This window comes from Alteromonas naphthalenivorans, assembly GCF_000213655.1.
In the GTDB taxonomy this organism is placed as follows: Bacteria; Pseudomonadota; Gammaproteobacteria; order Enterobacterales; family Alteromonadaceae; genus Alteromonas; species Alteromonas naphthalenivorans.
This window is the reverse complement of the sequence record NC_015554.1, coordinates 3475747-3496492: the sequence shown is the minus strand read 5'-3', so window position 1 is coordinate 3496492 and position 20746 is coordinate 3475747. Positions and strand designations below refer to the sequence as shown.

The window sequence follows — 20746 nt, the reverse complement described above, 5'->3', positions numbered from 1 at the left end:
CTCGCAAAAATTACATCCACTCTTTACTGCGGTTACGCTTTTTCGGCATATAGGTAATCAAAACACCTAATAAAATACCGATCCCAGCTACCATACCGCCACGGGTGAACCAAGTGACCAATTCATCTCTATCGGCACTTTCTACCTGAGCACTCAAGCGTTTAATATCGTTGCTTTGCTGTTCAGTATCTGTTGTGAGTTGGGTAATTTGCTGGCGCGCATCATTCAGCTGCTGACGCAGGTTCGCATTCTCGCGCTGAGTAGTTTGTAAGCTGGTTTGGCTTTGTGCTAACTGCTCACTTAGCATAGGAAGCTTCTCAGCTTGTGACATTTCTGTCGTCACATACTTTGATTCAACCCACCCCTTACGACCTTCATCATCGGTCACTTGCGTGAATTCTGCATCTGCATCACGGTCTAGCACCGTAATTGGTGTGCCGGCCTCTACAGACCCTAGAATACGGTAGTTCCGGCCTGGGCCCGTATGTAAAAAAATAAATAAATCATCGCGAATATAGTGCGACGACGACGCTTCTAGCGTATCGCTCTCTTGAAGAGCCAGCGCTTGGCAAGAGCATGCAAAAAGGGCAACTGCTAACCACTTTCGAATCATAGGTAGTCCAAATACTCGTCTAAAACATGGAGATGGTATTGGTTGACCGCGATAAAGGCAAGTTTGTTCCACTTTTGTCTACTGGTTAATTTCATCGCAACCAATTAACGGTGTCATTGCGAATTAGTTTGGACACAGGTAAAGTTGCATCATTATCACGTGTGCCACAGCGCAAATATGTCTGAAATTGAACTAAAATTTGTTACTCGAGATGGTGCGCATCAAGCATTCAAAGACCGCGTACTTCCTCTTTTTGAAAAAAATAATATTACCCTAATTTCCCACACCGAACTTCGGCTTGAAAACGATTACTACGATACGGTAAATCACGATTTTCAAGAAAGTAAGATGGGTTTTCGTGTGCGCGGCAATAATGGCAGCTACGAGCAAACCTTAAAAACCAATGGGAAAGTCAGTGGTGGGTTACATCAACGTGCAGAATACAACATTGACCTTGATGCACCTGAACCCGACTTAACCCTGTTTGATACTTCAGTGTGGCCTTCTAGCTGGAATATTCCCAGCATGAACAGCAAATTGGAAAAGCAATTTAGTACCCACTTTACTCGCCATGCTTATATTGTAGAGGTAGAGAAGAGTCGCGTAGAGGTAGTGCTTGATTGCGGTGAGGCGGCTACCGATAAAGCCAGCTCGCCCATTAATGAAATTGAGCTAGAATTGCAAAGTGGAGACCTAGACAGCCTCTTTATATTGGCAACGCACATAAATAGTTGTATGGATGTCAGGCTAAGCGACGTGTCTAAAGCGGCGCAAGGGTATCAGCTACTGCATGGCTTTAACGCCAAAGTAAAACCCTTGCCAGACTTTTTGCCGCTAAATCCAAAATCGTCTACCGAAGAAGCCTTTTCAAGCGCACTTCAATTGGCTTTAGCCCATTGGCAGCACCATGAGTATGTATTTATTGAAAGTGGCTCTATTAAAACCTTAGCTGAAGTGGCCAAGAGCGTGCGCTTGCTGTTACAAAGTGTGTCTTTGTATTTACCTGTTTTACAGTGCCCAGAAATGCTTGCGTTGCATAAAAAGCTTATTGCTTACGCACAGCAATGGGCCTGGCAAGATGACTTGCAAAGCTTACGGTATTTATTGTCTAAAAAGAGCCTGTTCCACAAAACCTTAAGCAAACACCCGGCTATTGTCAGTTATTTGCAGGGACGTAAAGCAGGGCTGCTGCATGCACATGACCCAGCCAGTTTATTTTTCGACAGCATGGCTACCGATATTAAGCTGAAAGCTATCGACTTAATTAACGCAAAACCATGGCGTAGAGAAGCTACAGGGTACGATTTGCTGGTATTAGATCATGCCAAAGGGTGGTTATCTCAGGGGTGGCAAACGGTGCAGCAAAGTATGCCAGCCAATAAAACCATGGGCCCCGCCAACTATACGTTGGTAGAAGTTGTGCTTCGACAAACCTTGTGGAGCGGTTTTTTACTTGGGGATTTGTTTTTAGAAGAGCGGGGTAACTTCAGAGCACCTTGGTTAGATTTGTTAACCGGCATAGAGGAGCTTAATGCGTTACTTATGCTTCGCCAAGCGGTACAAGACTCCGAATTAGAGACACAAGATGAACTTAGTAAGTGGACAAGCAGTAAGCTGACCGTGCTCGTGAAAGTCATGGAGCGAACCCGCGCTGTGGCGTTAGAACGAGATATTTACTGGTAATGACACTAGGTAAATCGTGAACAAGGATGTAGTAAGGTGAAAGCAGATATGGTGTATGACTACGCCCTTTATGCGGCGCTGTTCTTCTATTTTATTGTGGTAATAAGATTTGTGTATTATCGCCACCGTATATTTCAGAGCCCTTGGCTAGCTGCGGCTATTCTGAGCTGGCCCATTTTCATGCTAGATGAATGGATGCGGTTGTGGCAGTTAACCCAACTGGCGCCCCTTTATGGGCTGTCAGACGTCTTTGCGGTGCTATTAATGAGCTGTAGCTATAGAATGGTAAAGCCCATGCTTTTGGCTTATCCGTCTAAACGTTCTCGATTGTGGGTGCCTTTTTGGGTAATGGCCGTGCTGCAACTAACTATTTTGCTTATTCCCACTGAAGACAAGCTATTGTGGTTAGAAGCCTCCCCAAGTGGCGAGCCATTAATGTTATGGCCAGCTTACTTAGCTTCGTTAACTACAGGGTTCTGCGTGTTGCTCATTGGTATTCTCATCATTGAACACATTCAAATGTATCATAGGCATTTACCCGAACAGGCGGTTGACGTTCAAGAGTTTCGCGTACCAAGACTTGCCAGCGTCATGGCAAATACGGTTGTTGTGGCGTTTGCCAGTATTTTGCTGGTGACTGCTGCCACCTTTGGCTTTTTTGCAGTGCCTTTTTGGGAAAGCCTACATCATACGGCCCTTGGCGTTTCTCTGCTCGTGGTGCTATTCAGCCTTACTTTTCCTAGGGTAACGTCACCGTCGCCTTTAGATTACGAGCGGCTGGATGAAGGTGCAGTAAAGCCAGCCGAAGTGCGAGCGGTCATTGGTCAAGCTAAGCGCACCATGATTGATGGTAAAAACTACAAGAAGCTGGGGCTAACATTGAAAGACTTTAGCGATGAGGCAGGAGTCGATCCCACCACCTTGGCGATTGCCTTGCACTTAGAGCTTAAGAAAAACTTTCGCGGTTTTGTGTACCAGTACCGGCTGGACTACGCCAAAAATGTACTGCTGCGAAGTGATGCCAAAATAGCAAAAGTGGCGAAACGCTTAGGTCTTAATTCTGAAAAGTTTTTAGGCGATGTGTTAGTGAAATACCTGCGCAATAGCCAAGAACCACACTAGTTCAGTAGGCTTTGTTTATTTAATCTACAAAGCCATGCTAGCTAAACGCATTATAAAGCACCTGCTGGGTAAAGGTTTTACGCAAGTAGAACCCACGAGGGCGAGTTTTAATTCGCTCGCCTTGCGGACCTAAAGCATCAGTTAATACTTTGCCGCTAGCAGCCTTAGGGCGAAGGTGCAACGCCTCGCCTTGTCGAGAAGTGATTGATTCTACATGCCCCGTCAGTATTTGCTCTGTAAGCTCTTCCCAGTCTTGTTTTAACATCGCATCTTCTAGTGCACTCGGCTGCCAATAAAACGCACTGGCGACTCTGCGCTGCGCCAATGGTATGCGCCTGTCTCCCTCAATAGGTAACCACAGCACTTGTTGAATTTTATTGCGTACACTGCTTGTTTCCCACGTTAACCCTGGCTGCATCAATAAGGGGGCGTAGCAAACATAGGTGGTTTCAAGAGGCATAAAATTGGCATCGATGGGAATAGTTTTAAGTTCAATACCCAGCTCTGGGAAGTCTTGCTGAGGTTTAGAGCCGGCACTGGCCCCTAGCCAACGTTCAATTAACATGCCTGGCCAACCTTTATGACGCTGTAAGTTTTCTGGTATGGCAACGTCAGCCATATGGGCTAATTCTCCCAAGGTTAAGCCCGCAATGGCGTCACAGCGCGCTAATAACGTGGTTGAATTTTCAGGTGGAGACTCGGGTGGACGCATAGTTCAGCTCAGTAATTTTCTATAAGGAAAGCATGAATTTCGATTAATGCTTTGAATGGTGTATATATTATGGAAGAATGCAGAGATATAAAAGTATAGTGTGCCCGGGAGTCTATGTGATAGATGCCGATGGATTCCGTGCGAATGTGGGCATAGTGATTTGCAACAAAATGGGTCAAATATTTTGGGCAAGGCGTTATGGTCAACATTCATGGCAGTTCCCTCAAGGCGGAATTGATGAAGGGGAATCTGCCGAACAAGCTATGTACCGCGAGCTGCACGAAGAAGTGGGACTGACGCCGAAAGATGTCACCATTTTAAGTGTTACACGTAACTGGCTTAGATATAAGCTTCCTAAGCGATTAATTCGTCAGGGAAGTAATCCGGTCTGTATAGGCCAAAAACAAAAGTGGTTCCTGCTGCAGCTTGACTGTAATGAGCGGGACGTGAATGTATTGAAAACAGGGCACCCAGAATTTGATGATTGGCGTTGGGTGAGCTATTGGTATCCAATTAGAAATGTCGTGTCGTTCAAGCGAGACGTCTACCGTCGGGTTATGAAGGAGTTTTCCCCTGTTGTAATGGCTGCTCAACAGCGTCCACAACAGCGCCATAATACGTCGTCGCAAAAGCGCGGTAAAAAGCGTAGACGAGGCTAGGCGAACGAGCAAAGTATAGGGAGTAGCGATTGGACACTCAGGGTCACAAAGGCGCAATGTTAACCACGCTTAAACGTATCGTGCAGGAAATGAATCAAATTCCTGCGCTAGATACTGCCTTGTTTCGTCTGGCATCTCGCGTTAAACAAACGCTGGATGTAGACTCATGCTCTATTTATCTTGCCGATTACGAGAAACAAACCTTTATTCTAAAGGCTACCGACGGTCTGCACCCTGATGCAGTAGAGCAAGTTCATATAGGCTTTTCTGAAGGCTTAATTGGCTTAGTCGGTCAGCGTGAAGAACCGCTTAACATTGTTAACGCCCAGCATCATCCTCGATTCAAACACTACCCTGAAGTTAAAGAAGAAAATTACAACGCATTTTTGGGTACGCCCATTATTCACCAGCGTAAAGTGTTAGGCGTCATTACCCTACAGCAAAGTGAAATGCGCCGTTTCAGTGAAGACGAAGAAGCATTCTTAGTCACCCTCGCTGCCCAGCTAGCGCTTGAAATTACCAATGCTGACATGCGCGGCGCACTAAACAATACCGCCAATGTAAACAGTATTGCACTGCAAAAAAATGTCTCTGGTATTGCGGGTTCGCCCGGCTTAGCAATTGGTAAAGGCTTCTCACCAGATAAGTCACTTAATTTAAAAAACTGGGTTGTTAAACGCAGTAAAAATCCAAACGACGAAATCCAAACCTACCGCAAAGGCGTGGAAGTCACGCGCCAACACGTGGATGGATTATCGAAAAGTTTAGATGACGATATTCCAGATGACGTTAAATCCATATTTCAGCTTTATCACCATTTACTTGATGCCAATAGCTTAGGCCGCGAGGTAGAAGAGAAAATCAGGCAAGGTTGGGATGCTGCGTCGTCACTTAAAATGGTGGTCGAAAATTACGCCGCACGTTTTCGCGCGATGGACGACCCTTACATGCAAGAGCGTGCCATCGATATCGTCGACCTTTCCGATCGTATTTTGGCGAATATTCTTACCGAAGGCCAAGGGCAAAAGCTGGTAGAAAAACTCGCCACCGAAGATAGTATTTTGGTGGCCGATGAAGTATCGGCAACCATGCTGGCTGAGTTTCCAAGAGAAAAGCTCAAAGGCATTATCTCTATACGGGGGTCAAACAACTCTCATGCCGCTATTTTAGCAAGGGCAATGGGTGTGCCTGCGGTGATGGGGTGTCAGAATGTGTCTCCTGCACTGCTTGAGGGTAAAGAGCTTTTACTCGATGGTTATGCAGGTGAGGTAATTGTTTCCCCAGAGCGGAACATCAAAACTGAATTTATTCAGCTTATTGAAGAAGAGTCGGCAATAACCGAGCGCATAGACGCCGAAGCCGGGCAGCCTTGTGAAAGCGTAGATGGCTGTCGCATGTCGCTATACATCAATGCGGGTTTGTCTGCTGAAGCCGAGCTTAATGCTGGGCATATTGGCTCGGGTATTGGTCTGTACCGTACTGAAATTCCCTTTATGCTACGGGAGCGTTTTCCTTCTGAGCAAGAGCAAGTTGAGCTTTATCGCCAAATCTTAGAGTCGGCACCCGATTTACCGATTACCATGCGTACCCTTGATGTGGGAGGAGACAAACCCCTTCCTTATTTCCCCATCAATGAAGAGAACCCGTTCTTAGGGTGGCGGGGCATACGGTTAACACTCGATCACCCCGAGATATTCTTGGTACAAGTACGGGCCATGCTAAGAGCCAGTATTGGGCTTAAAAACCTACGCATTATGTTACCAATGATATCCACGGTGGCAGAAGTGCAAGAAGCCAAGCGCTTAGTTAACCAAGCCTACTTTGAGATATGTGACGAGGTTTGTGAGTCGGGTGAAGTACTTCAGCGGCCTAAGTTAGGTATCATGTTAGAAGTACCCTCGGTATTGTATCAACTGCCGCAGCTTGCGAAACACGTAGATTTCTTCTCGGTGGGCAGTAACGACTTAACGCAATACTTGTTGGCGGTAGACAGAAACAATACTCGTGTGGCGGGGCTGTACAACAGCTACCATCCTGCGGTATTGGCTGCACTCTACGACATTGTGCAGCAATCAAACGAGAACCAAATCCCTGTTACCATTTGCGGCGAGATTGCCGGTGAACCGGCAGGTGCTATTTTATTAATGGGCATGGGGTATCGTCGTTTAAGTATGAATGCGTTCAATATTCGAAAAATTAATTGGCTTATTCGTAAGGTTTCGCTGGCGGAAAGCAAACAGCTTCTTTCTCTCGCGTTAACGTCGCAAAGCCATGAACAAGTATTCGGACATTTAAACGAATATTTAGAAACAAAAGGCTTAGGTGGGTTAATACGGGCAGGTGCGTAAAACAGGCATGGCGCTAGCGTTGTAAATGCTAGATTCTGCTGTGCGATAAAGGATTTTGAATGGAACCGTTAACCATCATTTTTGTAAGCTGCTTGGCCCTCGGCGTGGTCGTGGGGCTATTAGCAGGTATGTTAGGTATAGGTGGTGGTCTTATCATCGTTCCTGTACTCTCCTACTTACTGATTCACTTTGCTGGTATGACCGTTGAGACTGTGATGCCGGTGGCCATAGCTACCTCACTTTCTACCATCATTTTTACGGGCATGTCGTCTGCGTTCGCACACTATCGCTTAGGTAATATCCATAAACCAACGGTGCTTTATACTGGGTTTGGTATAGCAATAGGTGCTATCTTAGGGGCGCAAATTGCCAGTCATATTTCCGGTGCGCTATTAAAAGACATCTTTGCGGTTTTGGTTATTATTATTGCCGCACAAATGATATTTGGTAAGCAGAAAACATCAGACAGCGAAGCATCGCCATGGGTGCTAAGTTGCGTGGGTAGCGGCACAGGTTTAATTAGCGCACTGATGGGTGTTGGTGGTGGCGCCTTGTTAGTACCAGCTTTAGTGTGGTTCAGAATTAACATAAGATTGGCGATTGGCTGCGCGGCATTTAGTGGCTTGCTAATCGCAGTATTTGGCACCGCTAGTTTTGTTGCTGCGGGCTGGCAGCAAGCAGGTATGCCACAGTGGAGTTTAGGTTACGTATATTTGCCCGCCACAGCAGGTATTGTCACCACATCAATATTTACCGCAGGTATCGGCGCTAAGCTGGGCCAGCGGGTAAATACTCGAGTTTTAAAAGCAATGCTAGCGTGTTTGTTAGTGTTGGTAAGTATCAAAATGTTTGTAGGAATTAATTAAGCGTATGGCTGAAAGCAGTTATTTGGTTTTTCCCAGTATAGACCCTATTATTTTTAGCCTCGGGCCATTAAGTGTCCGTTGGTACGGCATGATGTACCTCGTTGGTTTTATTGCCGCGTATTTGTTAGCGCAGAAGCGTTTGTCGCGCACTGAATGGACGCGAGATCAACTTAGCGACTTATTGTTCTGGAGCTTTGTTGGTGTGATTTTAGGTGGTCGTATTGGCTATGTGTTCTTCTATCAGTTTGGCATGTTTCTAGAAAACCCCCTCTACCTGTTTAAAATATGGGCCGGTGGTATGTCGTTCCATGGCGGGCTTGTTGGCGTATTAGTGGCGTTAATGTGGCAAGCTAAGCGAATGAAAGCCACCTTCTTGCAATTAGGCGATTTCGTCGCACCACTAGTTCCCATTGGTTTAGGCGCAGGACGCATCGGAAACTTCCTTAACGCTGAATTATGGGGCCGTACCACTGATGTGCCTTGGGCTATCATTTTCCCAAACGCCGGTAATGTGCCTCGCCATCCTTCCCAGTTATATGAATTTGCCTTGGAAGGCGTATTATTGTTTGTTATTTTGTGGCTTTATTCTGCCAAACCTCGACCGGTTGGCGCGGTAAGTGGTGTCTTTTTACTTGGTTATGGGAGTTTCCGTTTTATCGTGGAATACTTTAGAGAGCCAGATGCTCACATTGGTTTATACCAAATGGGGCTTAGCCAAGGGCAGCTATTATGTTTACCTATGATTGCATTAGGCATAGGGCTAATAGTGCGCGCCTACACCCGCCAACAGCAACAAACTAAACAATAAATAAGAAGAAAGATGAAAGAATATCTCGCATTGATGCGCCATGTACGTGATACAGGTGTAAAAAAGGAAGACCGCACTGGAACCGGCACGTTAAGTGTATTTGGCTATCAAATGCGGTTTGACTTACAACAAGGCTTTCCGTTAGTTACCACTAAAAAATGCCACCTCAAATCTATTATTCACGAACTGCTATGGTTCTTGAAAGGCGAAAGTAATATCGCTTATTTGAAAGAGAATGGCGTGAGCATTTGGGATGGTTGGGCAACAGAAGAGGGTGAACTAGGCCCTGTTTACGGTAAGCAGTGGCGCAGTTGGGACAATGGCGATGGCACCACTATCGATCAGATAGCTGATGTGATTGAACAAATTAAAACCAACCCAGATTCTCGCCGTCTTATTGTCAGTGCATGGAATCCGTCTGTCTTGCCAGATACGCAATATTCGCCACGTGAAAATGCGAGTATGGGTAAGCAAGCATTGCCACCGTGTCATACTATGTTTCAATTCTATGTGCTTGATGGCAAATTGAGCTGTCAGCTATATCAACGCAGCGGTGATATTTTCTTAGGTATTCCTTTCAATATTGCTAGCTATGCTTTACTTACCATGATGATCGCCCAAGTGTGTGACCTTGAGCCAGGTGATTTCATCCTGACCTTAGGTGATGCGCATTTATATAGTAATCATCTAGAGCAAGTTGACCTGCAGTTAAGCCGAGAGCCTTTCGCGCCGCCCGTTATGGAATTAAACAAAAGCGTGAAAGACATTTTTGATTTTTCATTTGAGGACTTTACGCTTAAAGGCTATCATTCTCATCCCCATATCAAAGCACCCGTCGCAATATAAGGAGGTTTTGTGTCTACACCTATTCTTATATGTGATGATTCAGGTTTTGCACGACGCCAAATGGCACGCAGTATCCCAGATAGTTGGGAGGTTGAGATTTCATTTGCCGGTAATGGACAAGAAGCCCTTGAGGTTATCCGTGCTGGTAAAGGTGATGTGGTCTTTCTTGACTTGAATATGCCTGTTATGGATGGCTATGAAACCATGGAGGCCATTCGTAAGGAAGACTTACCTTGCTTGGTTATCGTGGTATCAGGAGACGTACAAGCGCAAGCGCGAGAACGAATGCTAGCCTTAGGTGCCATCGATTTCATTCGTAAACCAATTGATAACGAAAAGCTCACCAATATTTTATCCTCCTACGGCATTTATAGTGGTGTTTCTACTGCAGTACAGCGAGAAGCCGTTGCAAGAGACACCGATGCATCGTCATTGGAAGACAAGCTAGATGCGTACCGTGAAATGGTGAATATTGCTATGGGGCGAGCCGGTGAAAGCCTAGCGCAGCTTATGGGCGAGTTTGTCGACCTGCCTATTCCCAATGTCAATTTGCTAGAAAGTAATGAACTGTCGATGGCCATAGCCGAGATAAATCGCAACGACTGTGTGTCGGCAGTATCGAAAGGTTTTGTCAGTGCGGGAATTCGCGGTGAAGCGCTGGTTATTTTCAATGATATTAACTCACAAAACATTGTTGAGTTATTAAAATACGATGCCCATCAATCTACTGGCAGCCTAGAGCTTGAAGCGTTAATGGATGTGTCGAACATTTTAATCGGCGCATGCCTAAATGGACTGTCTGAACAATTAAACGTGTCGTTTAGCCATACGCTTCCTGTATTGCTCGGTCGTCATCAGGGGCTAGCTGCGTTACTAAACGACAATGTTAAGAAGTGGGGCAAAGTCATGGCAATCGAGATTGGTTACGCTATTAAAGCCAGAGATATTGCATTCGACTTGTTACTGCTGTTTCCCGATGAAGCGATGAACCATATTTATGGTCGTTTAGTGGATGTAGACAAGGAAGCTTCATAATGATTTCACTCACCCAAAACGGAAATTTGCCTGCTGAACTGCTCGACTCTATCGAAGTAGGTATTGTCGTGTTAGATAGAGATTTCAATGTAGAGGAGTGGAATAAATTCATGGAAAACCACTCTTCCATTCCACCGCACGATATTAAAGGCACCTCGTTGTTTAACCATTTTTCAGAAATAGATGAAAAATGGTTAAGGCTTAAATCAGGTCCGGTCTTCAACTTAAAAAGTCCTGTATTTATTATTTGGGAACAGCGCCAATATTTATTTAAATTTGGCGGCAATAGGCCCATTACTTGCCAAGCCAGTTACATGTATCAGAACGTGACCATGTTTCCCTTAATTTCTGAAACCGGTGAGGTTGAGAGGTTCTGTATCGTAGTTTATGACGTGACAGACCAAGCACTTAGCAAAATTGGTATGGAAAGACTGAATGAAGAGCTGAAAACAGCCAGTCGAATTGATGGCTTAACGGGGCTGTTTAATCGTCGATACTGGCAGGAGCGTTTTGAGCAATCTTATAAGTTAGCGAAGCGCCAAGATAAGGCAAGCACTGCAATGATGTTAGATATCGATCACTTTAAAAAAGTGAACGATACTTATGGTCACCAAGCTGGCGATAAAGTTATTCAAATGCTTTCTGCCCTTATTAAGCGCTGTGTCCGAGAAACCGATTTAGCTGGCCGTTATGGCGGCGAAGAATTTGCCGTTATTCTCACCGATTCCTCCGTTGAAAAAGCCGTCATAGTCGCTGAGCGTATTCGTCGTTTGGCCGAGCGTTTGGTGGTAGAGCATGATGGTGAAGAAATTACCTTTACAGTGAGTTTAGGCTTAGCTGAATTCGACCCTCACAGTAAAAGCTCTATGGCTTGGCTTGAGAAAGCCGATCAGGCGCTTTACGAAGCTAAAGAAAGTGGTCGAAACAAATACTGTATTAGCGCGCTGGCCGGAGCGTAACGCTGCTATTTACATCGTCGTTTTCGGTAGTATAAAACAGAGTTGGTGGTGCGCTTATTACACACTAACTCTGCGTCTACCTCTGCGTCTACGCTCTATAACTTTAGCAGCGTCAATCCAAGCGTATTTTTCAATTCTTGAAAGGTTACAGGCTTGACCAAGTGGTAGCGAATACCTGCAAGCTCAGAGGCCTTTCTATCGTCTTTATGTGCGTTAGCCGTAATAGCAATTATAGGAATGTTCGGCTTATTCTCTTTAATAATTTTTGCCACTTCTAAACCGCTTATATCAGGTAAATTAATATCTAACAAAATAGCGTCGTAAGACTCTTCACGAGCCTGAATAATGGCGTCATTACCATTGGTGACAGTCTTTGGCGAGTGGCCCATGCATATCAGCATGTTTTCTAGCATTTGTGCATTGATAAGTTCATCTTCTACCACCAGTATTTTGGCATGATTCACTGCTTGATAGGCGGACTTGTTCGGTTGCGCCAAATGGTGAAGGGTATCCACAATACGGTTCTTATCAACAGGTTTAACAAAAGACTGCCATATATCTAATTGGCTATTTGCAATCACATTGGCAATATCCGGTGTTGCCGATAGCACCACAATGGGGGGCGTACGTTTTCCATAAATAGCATGAAGTGTTCGAGTAAGCTCTAAGCCATCGATACCCGGCATGTAAAGATCGGCGAAAATGGCAGTGTATTGTAGTAGCTCATCATGCAGACTTAGTAGGTCTGAGCCTGAAGCAAAACAACGGGCGGAAAACCCTTCGCCCGTAATAATATTTTGAATATGCAGTCGAGAAATTTCTAAATCATCAACGATAGCGAAGCGCGCATTGCTAGTGCTAGTTTTGGGTGCTTCGGTATCTTGTAAAGGCGCAATGGGTATAGTGGCAACAAATTCAGTGCCAATGCCTTCTTGGCTAGTAAATGAAAGGCTGCCACCGAGTTGATTAATACTTTTTTGTACCACGGTGAGCCCGATACCTGCACCGGGAAACCGATGATCTAGCGGCTGTTCGCCACGGAAAAAGCGTTCAAAAATTTTAGGTTTTATGTCATCTGCAATACCTAGTCCTGAGTCTTTAACTTTTATGACTAAAAATATTTTTTTGTTTTTCACCAAAGTTGTGACATCTACGTGGATAATGCCATTGGGTGTAAACTTAACGGCATTGTCTAACGTGTTGCGGATGACTTTAGATAAGTTTGTGGCATCCCCTTCAATAAAGTGCGGTACGCTATGGTTGCAATGCATCGTGAATTCGACTTTTTTCCCTCTAACCTGAACGGAGTAAGGGGCAATGCATTCGTCGAGCAAGCTGATGAGGTCAACACGACCGATGTGTTTATCTTGTTCGTTGCCAATCGACAAGATATCCAGCAAGTTGTTGGTTAAATTCAATAGCCGATAGCATGATTGCTCAGCTTGTTGAATAAGCTTTCCTTGCTGCTGTTTCATGTTAGGAATAAGTTCTAGTGCAGTAATGATGGCACTAATTGGTCCTCTAAACTCGTGGCTCATTAAGTTTAGGAAGTCGCGCTTTTCATTCTCAAGTAAGGCTTCAGATTCTCGATATTTCGAAGAGATATGCGCTTCTTTCTTAAGTAGGCGAGTTCTATTTTGGTTGATTTTTGAGAAAACAAATAGCCACAGCGCCATAAGAGAAAGTGCTAACAAGGCGGTAATCACGAACAAGCTTACCTTGAGGTTCTGAGCACTGTGACTCAACCGATTCAAGGTGATTTGTTCTTGAAGCCGAATATCTCTAATGAGTGGCGAAAGCTGAAGCGGGGGGGATAGATAACCCGCTACTTCACTAGGGGGTAAACCAACAATAGTACGGAGCAAATAAAAAGTGACTTTCACCTGCTCGGGAAGTGAAAGTGAAGTGCTCATTTGTTGTTCGCTGATATAGGCATCTAAACTGAGTGCTTGGGTATTAAAGTCATCGAAATGCGCATCGTCAATTAAAAAAGCATGTTGAAAGTGATACTTTGCTTCAACGACAAGGGGCATTAATTCCCTCTGAATAGTGGCTATTTCATCTGAAGGTTGTGGCTTAGTAAGTGTCTCAATATGGTTTTCTATTTCAATGAGTGCATGATGCAGTGAGTTGCTCGCACTTAGCGATTGCGACAACGTATAGTGGGTGTGTAAAAAGTGGTATAGGTAGGCGAAAAAACACAATATAACTACGGCAAACCCTGTAGCGATGTATAAATTCCAATGCGTTGCTTCGTTAAACGGTACTTCATTCTTGCTCATAGCGACTCCATGCTACTACGCCTACTTTTGGCCTTTTCTTGGTTATTTCTTTGCCGTTACTGGCTTTTTACTTAGCCATAGGGCTTTCGCCAAACCCACTACTACTACGTTTTAATCGGCTACATTGAAGCCAAGTGAAAGCTTATCGTATGGCTAATTTAGGCCATCCTTTTACGAACTCATTCCTCATTATTGCTTATATGCACAGTAGTTTAACTTTAGATGGGAAATGAGTTATTGCAACCTTATTACTCAGAAGTTTTAGATTTTTCTAAATGAGTGATCTTATGTCGAATATTGTGTAAGAACAGCAAGCTGGGAATAACCATAAGTGCTGTAATAACAAAGAACTGGCTCCAATTACCGTCAAGGAAATCAACCACGAAACCACTACTGGATGCTACTAAGGTTCTTCCCGCTACACTTAGCGATGCCATAAGGGCGTATTGGGTGGCACTGAAAGCGCGATTACACAACAGGGAAATAAAAGCGACCATGGCCACGGTGCTCCAAGCAGCCGTAAAGCCGTCGATAATGACCGCAGCGGCCAGAAGGGTAACATCAGGCCCGGTAGTGGCAATAAGCGAGAACATAAGGTTGGAAGCCGCCATAGCAATGCCTGCAGTCATTAGGCCCTTGTAAATACCATAGCGAATATTGACCAACCCACCTATCAGAGAAAAGATAATGGTTACCCACCAGTTGAGCAGCTTTGAGTAAGTGCCGATATCGCTATTTGAAAAACCAATTTCTTTGTAAAAAACGATACTCATTCTTCCTAAGAAAGCTTCCCCAATTTTAAACAAGAATATAAACAGTAAAAACGACAAAGCGAGTTTTACGCCATTGCGTGAGAAAAACTCAGAAAAGGGGGCCACTAAGGTTTGTTTAAACCAAAGCGCTATTTTAGAAGGCGTTGCGCCTGTATTGCTGTGTGCTGGGTTCCCCGTTGCTTGGCTACGCAATAGGTCCCGATCTATGTCTGGCTCTTTAGCAAACACAGTAGTGACCATAAGCACAAGCATAAAAAGGGCGAGTAAACCGTAAATATCAGGCCAATACCAGCTGCTGTTGTCTGCAATAAAAAACGGGATGGCCCCAAGTCCACCATAACCCGTCCACCATCCTGCGGTGGCAACGGAAGAGGCAGCAGATAAACCGTCATTGTCATTTTCTTCAATAACATCAATTCGATAACCATCTATCGCAATGTCTTGAGTAGAAGAAAAAATGGCGATGAGCAAACCCACCAATGCCAAATAAAATAAGTGACTATTGGCTGATAATTGTGTCATTAACGCACAACACAGGGCTATGCCGCCTTGCATGATGAAAATCCAGCCTCGACGCTGGCCAAGAAAGCGAGGTTTTACGCGGTCAATTAAAGGAGACCAAAGAAAATTGAATGAATAGACCGCAAAGATAGCACCAAACAAGCCAATAGCTGACCGAGATAAGCCTTCATCTTTCAGCCAGGCCGATAGCACTGAGCTAATCATAATCCATGGAAAACCACTGGTAATGCCAAATAGAAATATACTGAGGTAACGACGGTCGTGATAAGTTTTGAGAGAGTCTAACAAATGCGTTCCATGGCCAAAGCGTGATCCATTCGTATTGAGCCATGATCACGCTTGAGTTTCAATGAAAACGAGCAATAAAGGGTTGAATCACTGATAAATTAACGAATAAAGAAAGCCGCTAGGGGCGGATACCTACACAGTCGATGGGACAATGCCCTTTACCTTCCAAGAACAATACACAGTTCATTAACTCATCGACGAGATATTTATCTGAACGTAACTTATCTTCTTGCCAAAAATGGACTTGATGGAGCAAATGCCAAAATACCCTTTCCTTATACGTGTAAGGTTGGGTAAATGTGTACTCTATCTGGCCCCATTCTTCCATACTATCCCAAAAGAATAGTTCGATTTCCTCGACCGGAAGCTCTCCTTGCCAAAATGACCTCAGATAAAAACACAGCTGCTTGGCCTTTTTGTTTACGAATGTTTGAACAGTCATAGACACACAGCCGCCGTTAATAAAGATTAAAATGAATTATAGTTCAGAACACCCAGTGATACCTTGTGAAACCAAAGGCAAATGAGATAGGTTACTGTTTTAGACTGTAAATTAGACTAGTTGGTTTAGATTCTAATTACCAGCCTAAATGTTGAGCCCATCCAAGAACGCTGCCAGCAATCAACTGAATTTTGGCGCTATTTTCATTGTCCATTAGACCAAAGGTTGAATTATGGGTTGAGAGTGACTGTTGTCTGTAGTGGAGTTTGAGGGAGGTGATGGCAAGTTGTTTTCGTTTCGTTTCTGTTTGCGACGCCCATGTATTGGTGTCGTTAATAGATAAATCTAATACCGGAAATTCTGTTCCGGCAATAAATTCAGGTACACCGCGATTAATGTCGGCATTCGGCCAAAAGGGGGTGATGGCGACTAAAGTGTCTGGTGAGGGAATAATGCCTTTAGAACCTAAATCCAGCAATTGTGCAGCCTGCATACCATAAGCAATGTTCATTCTAAACCCTTGATGACTTTCAAGGTGCGTATTAAGCGCATTGATTAAGATGGTTAAATGCTGACTGGACGATACGTAACTTTGTCGCTGAAGTCGACTGTCACTTTTCGGGTGAATGGCTTCATCAACGGGAAGGTCAGGCTCTTCTTCTAGCGTGAATGAAACTGGGCTAACCACAGCATGCCAACCTTTTTCATTCAGTAAACTGGCTAAGTGACGCGCGTCCCCAATGGAAAGTCCGGTGGGTGAGGCATCAGCTAATATAATGGCCGCACCGCGAGAGATGGGTAATGCTGATGGGCTCTCAAAAATAGGCACGCGGATTTCCCCAGCCATTACATAAGTAATGTCATCGGGTAAAAAAGCGTGGGTAATATCCTCATACAAGCTTTGCCCTTGCGCATAAGGCACAGAACACAGCAAAAAAGATAATAAGCTGCAACCCAGCACAAGAAAACGAGATAAACGTAACATGGCGTACCAATAAAGCATTCAACAGTCATATTATCGGCCAAACCTGTGAAAACTTCAGTTCGAACCAATAGTATTTTTTAGCACTTGGTTAATCAACCGCTTAAATGATAAAAGCTGAAACAGGTAGCTAAGAAGCGCCCCAAAGTCTCAATCTATAGATAGTGGGGCGGGGGAGTAATGGGCATAAGCAGTAAACGGGATAGGCGTTTGAAAGGTTAACCAGTCTTCCGAGGCAGGATGTGCAAAGCTCAAGCTTTCTGCATGTAGCTGTAATCGTTCAGCCATACCTAGTGCTTCTTCATGAGCATAAAGCCTATCACCTAAGATAGGATGGCCTAACTCAAGCATGTGCACACGTAGTTGGTGGGAGCGCCCAGTAACGGGGTACAAGGCCACTAACGTTTCGCTTAGCTCACTCGTAGTGCTGGGGCTAGCACAAGAACTAGCGCTGGCGGCTGAATTAACGGGTTGAGGTGATGCTTTTGGTATAACGTCTACTACTTCATAATGGGTAAGGGCTTTTTTGCCTCGCTCAAAATCCACCATTTGCTTAGGACGGTTAGGCCAATCACAAATAAGGGGTAAGTTCACTTCCCCTTGGTTGCTTTTCACGTTGCCAAAAACACGAGCGAAATAGCGCTTCTTGGTTTTGCGTAGTTCAAATTGCTTTGAAATATGCCGATGGCTTTCTTTGTTAAGGGCCATCACCATAATGCCCGATGTGGCCATATCTAGCCTATGGACTACTGTCGCCGTAGGAAACACAGTATTAACTCTGCTAATGAGTGAGTCTTTATGTTCTTCTGCTTTACCTGGCACACTTAACAGGCCGCTGGGCTTATTCGCTACCAAGATGTCATCATCTTGGTAGAGAATGGTTAAATAGGGCTGTACGGGCGGGTTATAAACAAACGCTGGATTAGCCATTAAGGGTTATTCACCACTAGACGAAGGGCATCAAATTGCACATCAGCGCCTTGTATTACTTTGTCCAATGCGTTCATTTGATTTTCAATAAACTCAATTTCACTGTCACGTACTGACGGGTTACGCTTCTGCAAATCGACTAAACGCTGGATTTCACTGTTTAGGGTTTTATGCATGTCTTGCAGTGCATCGTGTAGCTTTTGATTCGCTTGTTGATGCGCCAGTTTACGGCTGCTCTCAATCGCTAAGGTAAGTGGCTGTTGAAGCGCTTTTATTAACTGATGCGAAATTTTGCGGTTTACTTTACGCTTTATCTCGAAGGTTAAATCTACTTGGTTACCTTGTGCATCTAAACAAATACGCAGTGGCGTTTGAGGTAAGAAGCGGCCAAGCTGAAGGGCTTTGGGGGCATTGGCGTCTAACACGAACAAGGCCTCTAACCAGTAAGCGCCCTTAGGGAGGTCAGGATCGGCGATAAAGCCAATGCTGCTCTTACCGTGCACATCACTAAGCACTAAATCGATAGCGGTATGTACAAGAGGGTGATCCCAACTTAAGAATTGCACATTTTCTAAGGTGGTAGCAACGCGGCGTTTATAGGTTACCGTCATGCCTTCAGGATCAAGCCCCGGTAATTGGCTAACCATAGATTCGGTTGGCATTAGAATAAAGCAATCGCTGCCCTTTTCTTCTTGTTGAACCCCAATAGCATCGAACAAACGGCCCATAAAACGTGACAAATCTTGCGAGTTATCAAGCAATATGATGTCTTCAAGCAACTGTTCAACGCGGCCTTCACCAGAGGCATTAAGTTCTAATAAACGGTCACGGCCGGCTTCCAACTGTGCCACTAACTGACTATTTAACGTGGTACTTAAGTTGATAAGTTCATCACGAGTATGGAGATCGTGAGGATGCAAACACGCACCAATCAACAAGGTTTTTACGTCGTCAAACACACCTGAGCCGGTAGGGCAGGTTTTCTCGAACGCATTAAGCCCTTCATGATACCAATCCACCAACACATGCTGAGCGGTGTTTTTCAAATAAGGCACGTGAATTTCAACGGTTTGAGTTTGACCGATACGATCTAAGCGACCAATTCGTTGTTCAAGTAAGTCGGGAGTGACGGGTAAATCGAATAACACCAAGTGATGAGCAAATTGGAAGTTACGCCCTTCACTGCCAATTTCGCTACACAGCAATATTTGCGCGCCATCTTCTTCATCAGAAAAATAATGGGCGGCTTTGTCTCGTTCTACAATGGTCATGCCTTCGTGGAATACGCTATGACGTACACCGGTTTGAGTGCGAATGACTTCACCAAGTTCTTGTGCGGTGCGCGCACTGGCACAAATCAGTAATATCTTTTCTGGTTTTACTGATTGCATAAAATCAAGTAACCAGCCTACCCGAGGATCTTCATCCATCCAGCTATTCACCACGCTTGGCATACGTTCAGGGTATAACGCATGGGTTAAATCACCACCGGTTACCGCACTTTCATATACCTCTGGCAGTTCAAGTTGGTAGCCAAGCAATACGCGGTCAGGAAAGCCTTCAATATTGGCTCTGCGGTTTCTAAACAGCATTCTACCAGTACCGTGGCAATCAATAAGCTGATGTACTAGTTCTCGGCGTGCTTCAGGTTGTGCTAAATTACCTGCATTTTCCATCACATCCGGGGCGAAGTCGGTTAGCTTAGTGCGCTGCTTTTCGTCCGGTGTGGTGTCTGAAAGTAACGGGGCTACCGCGTCAGCAAGCTGACTGTAACGCGACTCTTCTGTTAAAAACGCTTCGTAACTATGGAAGCGGGCAGGGTCGAGTAATCGCAAGCGGGCAAAGTGGCTTTCATGGCCAAGTTGATCTGGTGTTGCGGTTAATAGCAATACCCCTGGGGTTTCATTAGCCAACGCTTCCACCAAAGTGTATTCAGCAGAAGGGGCATCGGCAGACCACGCAAGGTGATGGGCCTCATCAACCACCATTAAATCCCACGACGCCGCTTGAATTTGTTGTTGACGCTTTTCGCTCTGACTCAAAAAGTCGATGCTACATAGCACTAACTGGTCGTTATCAAAGGGGTTAGTTTCACCGTCATCATCTAAGGCTTCGCATCGACTTTCGTCAAAAATAGCGAAAGGCAGGTTAATTCTGCGCAGCATTTCAACCAGCCACTGATGCACCAATGAATCTGGCACTAAAATTAGCACTCGCTGCGCACGACCGGTACGAAGCTGCTGATGGATAATAAGCGCAGCTTCAATGGTTTTACCTAAGCCAACTTCATCGGCAAGTAAAACACGCGGTGCATGACGGCTACCCACTTCAGAGGCAATATGCAGCTGGTGGGGAATAAGGGAAATACGTGCGCCGGCTAAACCAAGTGTGCTAGAGCGTAAATAATCGTATTGGTGATTTAGTGCGTTTAGGCGCAAGTCGAACCACTTAGGGTGGTCGAGTTGTTCGCTGAACAATCGCCTTTCAGGTTGGTTTAATCGAATGTGGTGATCAAGTAAGGTTTCAGAAAGACGAACTTGTGCTTTGGTGTCTTCGCGAATGCCGAAATAAATGCAAACGCCCTGACTTTCTTCAATTTCAGAGATAGTCATTTGCCAGCCGTCTTGGCTTTTCACGGTTTCGCCAATATCGAATACCAAACGGGTCAATGGAGCGTCTTGCTTTGTATACATTCGCGCTTCTCCCGTGGCAGGGAAAAACAACTCAACTGAGCGAAAATCAACACTAATAACAGCGCCTAAACCTAATTCGGTTTCAGAATTACTTAACCAACGCTGACCAATGGAAAACGGATTTCCTGAACTCATAAATCACCAACCTTTTTTGCGGGGGCGGTATTGTACGCATTGTGTATT

Annotated in this window: 17 protein-coding genes; 9 read left to right on the top strand and 8 right to left on the bottom strand. The window is 44.9% G+C overall.

All coding sequences use genetic code 11. The annotated features are described in order from the left end of the window. Positions 1-10 precede the first annotated feature (10 nt). Positions 11-613 (bottom strand): TIGR04211 family SH3 domain-containing protein, encoded by a 603-nt coding sequence (locus AMBT_RS15200; protein ID WP_013785520.1) that lies wholly within the window; start codon positions 611-613, stop codon positions 11-13. Between the two features lie 177 nt (positions 614-790). Here AMBT_RS15200 and AMBT_RS15195 point away from each other — a divergent pair, with 177 nt between their 5' ends. After that, positions 791-2296, top strand: a complete 1506-nt coding sequence (locus tag AMBT_RS15195; RefSeq protein WP_041452592.1) for a CYTH domain-containing protein — start codon at positions 791-793, stop codon at positions 2294-2296. Between the two features lie 36 nt (positions 2297-2332). Then, on the top strand, positions 2333-3418 hold the full coding sequence (locus AMBT_RS15190) for a helix-turn-helix domain-containing protein (protein WP_013785518.1): 1086 nt from the start codon (positions 2333-2335) through the stop codon (positions 3416-3418). Positions 3419-3455: 37 nt separating this feature from the next. Here the strand turns inward: AMBT_RS15190 and mutH are convergent, their stop codons facing one another. After that, complete coding sequence (gene mutH / locus AMBT_RS15185) at positions 3456-4130, bottom strand: DNA mismatch repair endonuclease MutH (RefSeq protein ID WP_013785517.1); 675 nt, start codon at positions 4128-4130, stop codon at positions 3456-3458. Positions 4131-4246: 116 nt separating this feature from the next. Here mutH and rppH point away from each other — a divergent pair, with 116 nt between their 5' ends. From rppH to AMBT_RS15150, 7 genes are read left to right on the top strand one after another with little or no spacing between them, the layout of a single operon-like run. Continuing rightward, a complete protein-coding gene (rppH, locus tag AMBT_RS15180) occupies positions 4247-4789 on the top strand; it encodes an RNA pyrophosphohydrolase (RefSeq protein ID WP_041453052.1) in 543 nt (180 codons plus the stop codon). A 56-nt stretch (positions 4790-4845) separates the two neighbouring features. After that, on the top strand, positions 4846-7137 hold the full coding sequence (gene ptsP, locus AMBT_RS15175) for a phosphoenolpyruvate--protein phosphotransferase (protein ID WP_041452591.1): 2292 nt from the start codon (positions 4846-4848) through the stop codon (positions 7135-7137). Between the two features lie 59 nt (positions 7138-7196). Continuing rightward, entirely contained in the window at positions 7197-8003 is an 807-nt protein-coding gene (locus AMBT_RS15170; protein WP_013785514.1) for a sulfite exporter TauE/SafE family protein, read from the top strand. 4 nt (positions 8004-8007) lie between these two features. Next, positions 8008-8811 carry a prolipoprotein diacylglyceryl transferase gene (gene lgt, locus AMBT_RS15165; RefSeq protein ID WP_013785513.1) on the top strand — a complete coding sequence of 268 codons (804 nt, stop codon included), beginning with the start codon at positions 8008-8010 and terminating at the stop codon, positions 8809-8811. A gap of 12 nt (positions 8812-8823) precedes the next feature. Next, on the top strand, positions 8824-9657 hold the full coding sequence (locus AMBT_RS15160; protein ID WP_013785512.1) for a thymidylate synthase: 834 nt from the start codon (positions 8824-8826) through the stop codon (positions 9655-9657). 9 nt (positions 9658-9666) lie between these two features. Beyond that, on the top strand, positions 9667-10692 hold the full coding sequence (locus tag AMBT_RS15155; protein ID WP_013785511.1) for a response regulator: 1026 nt from the start codon (positions 9667-9669) through the stop codon (positions 10690-10692). Then, a complete protein-coding gene (locus AMBT_RS15150) occupies positions 10692-11651 on the top strand; it encodes a sensor domain-containing diguanylate cyclase (protein WP_013785510.1) in 960 nt (319 codons plus the stop codon). The genes AMBT_RS15155 and AMBT_RS15150 overlap by 1 nt, the downstream gene beginning before the upstream one ends. 95 nt (positions 11652-11746) lie before the next feature. Here the strand turns inward: AMBT_RS15150 and AMBT_RS15145 are convergent, their stop codons facing one another. From AMBT_RS15145 to rapA, 6 genes are all read right to left on the bottom strand, one after another. Further along, the gene (locus tag AMBT_RS15145; RefSeq protein ID WP_013785509.1) at positions 11747-13933 is read right to left on the bottom strand and encodes an ATP-binding response regulator; all 2187 of its coding nucleotides are present in this window, start codon (positions 13931-13933) and stop codon (positions 11747-11749) included. Between the two features lie 248 nt (positions 13934-14181). Then, the gene (locus AMBT_RS15140) at positions 14182-15516 is read right to left on the bottom strand and encodes an AmpG family muropeptide MFS transporter (protein ID WP_013785508.1); all 1335 of its coding nucleotides are present in this window, start codon (positions 15514-15516) and stop codon (positions 14182-14184) included. Positions 15517-15634: 118 nt separating this feature from the next. After that, a complete protein-coding gene (locus tag AMBT_RS15135; protein ID WP_013785507.1) occupies positions 15635-15958 on the bottom strand; it encodes a hypothetical protein in 324 nt (107 codons plus the stop codon). A 136-nt stretch (positions 15959-16094) separates the two neighbouring features. Continuing rightward, positions 16095-16943: a DUF3530 family protein gene (locus AMBT_RS15130; RefSeq protein WP_041452590.1), complete on the bottom strand. Its 849-nt coding sequence runs from the start codon at positions 16941-16943 to the stop codon at positions 16095-16097. 147 nt (positions 16944-17090) lie between these two features. Further along, a complete protein-coding gene (locus tag AMBT_RS15125) occupies positions 17091-17870 on the bottom strand; it encodes a pseudouridine synthase (RefSeq protein WP_013785505.1) in 780 nt (259 codons plus the stop codon). Beyond that, positions 17870-20698, bottom strand: coding sequence for an RNA polymerase-associated protein RapA (gene rapA, locus AMBT_RS15120; protein ID WP_013785504.1), 2829 nt, complete (start codon positions 20696-20698; stop codon positions 17870-17872). Before rapA ends, AMBT_RS15125 begins: the two co-directional genes overlap by 1 nt. Between the last annotated feature and the right edge of the window lie 48 nt (positions 20699-20746).

Bases quoted from the DNA above. Each gene is read 5' to 3' on its own strand.
- AMBT_RS15200 (WP_013785520.1), bottom strand. From the start codon at position 613: ATGATTCGAAAGTGGTTAGCAGTTGCCCTTTTTGCATGCTCTTGCCAA.
- AMBT_RS15195 (WP_041452592.1), top strand. From the start codon at position 791: ATGTCTGAAATTGAACTAAAATTTGTTACTCGAGATGGTGCGCATCAA.
- mutH (WP_013785517.1), bottom strand. From the start codon at position 4,130: ATGCGTCCACCCGAGTCTCCACCTGAAAATTCAACCACGTTATTAGCG.
- ptsP (WP_041452591.1), top strand. From the start codon at position 4,846: ATGTTAACCACGCTTAAACGTATCGTGCAGGAAATGAATCAAATTCCT.
- AMBT_RS15170 (WP_013785514.1), top strand. From the start codon at position 7,197: ATGGAACCGTTAACCATCATTTTTGTAAGCTGCTTGGCCCTCGGCGTG.
- lgt (WP_013785513.1), top strand. From the start codon at position 8,008: ATGGCTGAAAGCAGTTATTTGGTTTTTCCCAGTATAGACCCTATTATT.
- AMBT_RS15160 (WP_013785512.1), top strand. From the start codon at position 8,824: ATGAAAGAATATCTCGCATTGATGCGCCATGTACGTGATACAGGTGTA.
- AMBT_RS15150 (WP_013785510.1), top strand. From the start codon at position 10,692: ATGATTTCACTCACCCAAAACGGAAATTTGCCTGCTGAACTGCTCGAC.
- AMBT_RS15145 (WP_013785509.1), bottom strand. From the start codon at position 13,933: ATGAGCAAGAATGAAGTACCGTTTAACGAAGCAACGCATTGGAATTTA.
- AMBT_RS15135 (WP_013785507.1), bottom strand. From the start codon at position 15,958: ATGACTGTTCAAACATTCGTAAACAAAAAGGCCAAGCAGCTGTGTTTT.
- AMBT_RS15130 (WP_041452590.1), bottom strand. From the start codon at position 16,943: ATGTTACGTTTATCTCGTTTTCTTGTGCTGGGTTGCAGCTTATTATCT.
- AMBT_RS15125 (WP_013785505.1), bottom strand. From the start codon at position 17,870: ATGGCTAATCCAGCGTTTGTTTATAACCCGCCCGTACAGCCCTATTTA.
- rapA (WP_013785504.1), bottom strand. From the start codon at position 20,698: ATGAGTTCAGGAAATCCGTTTTCCATTGGTCAGCGTTGGTTAAGTAAT.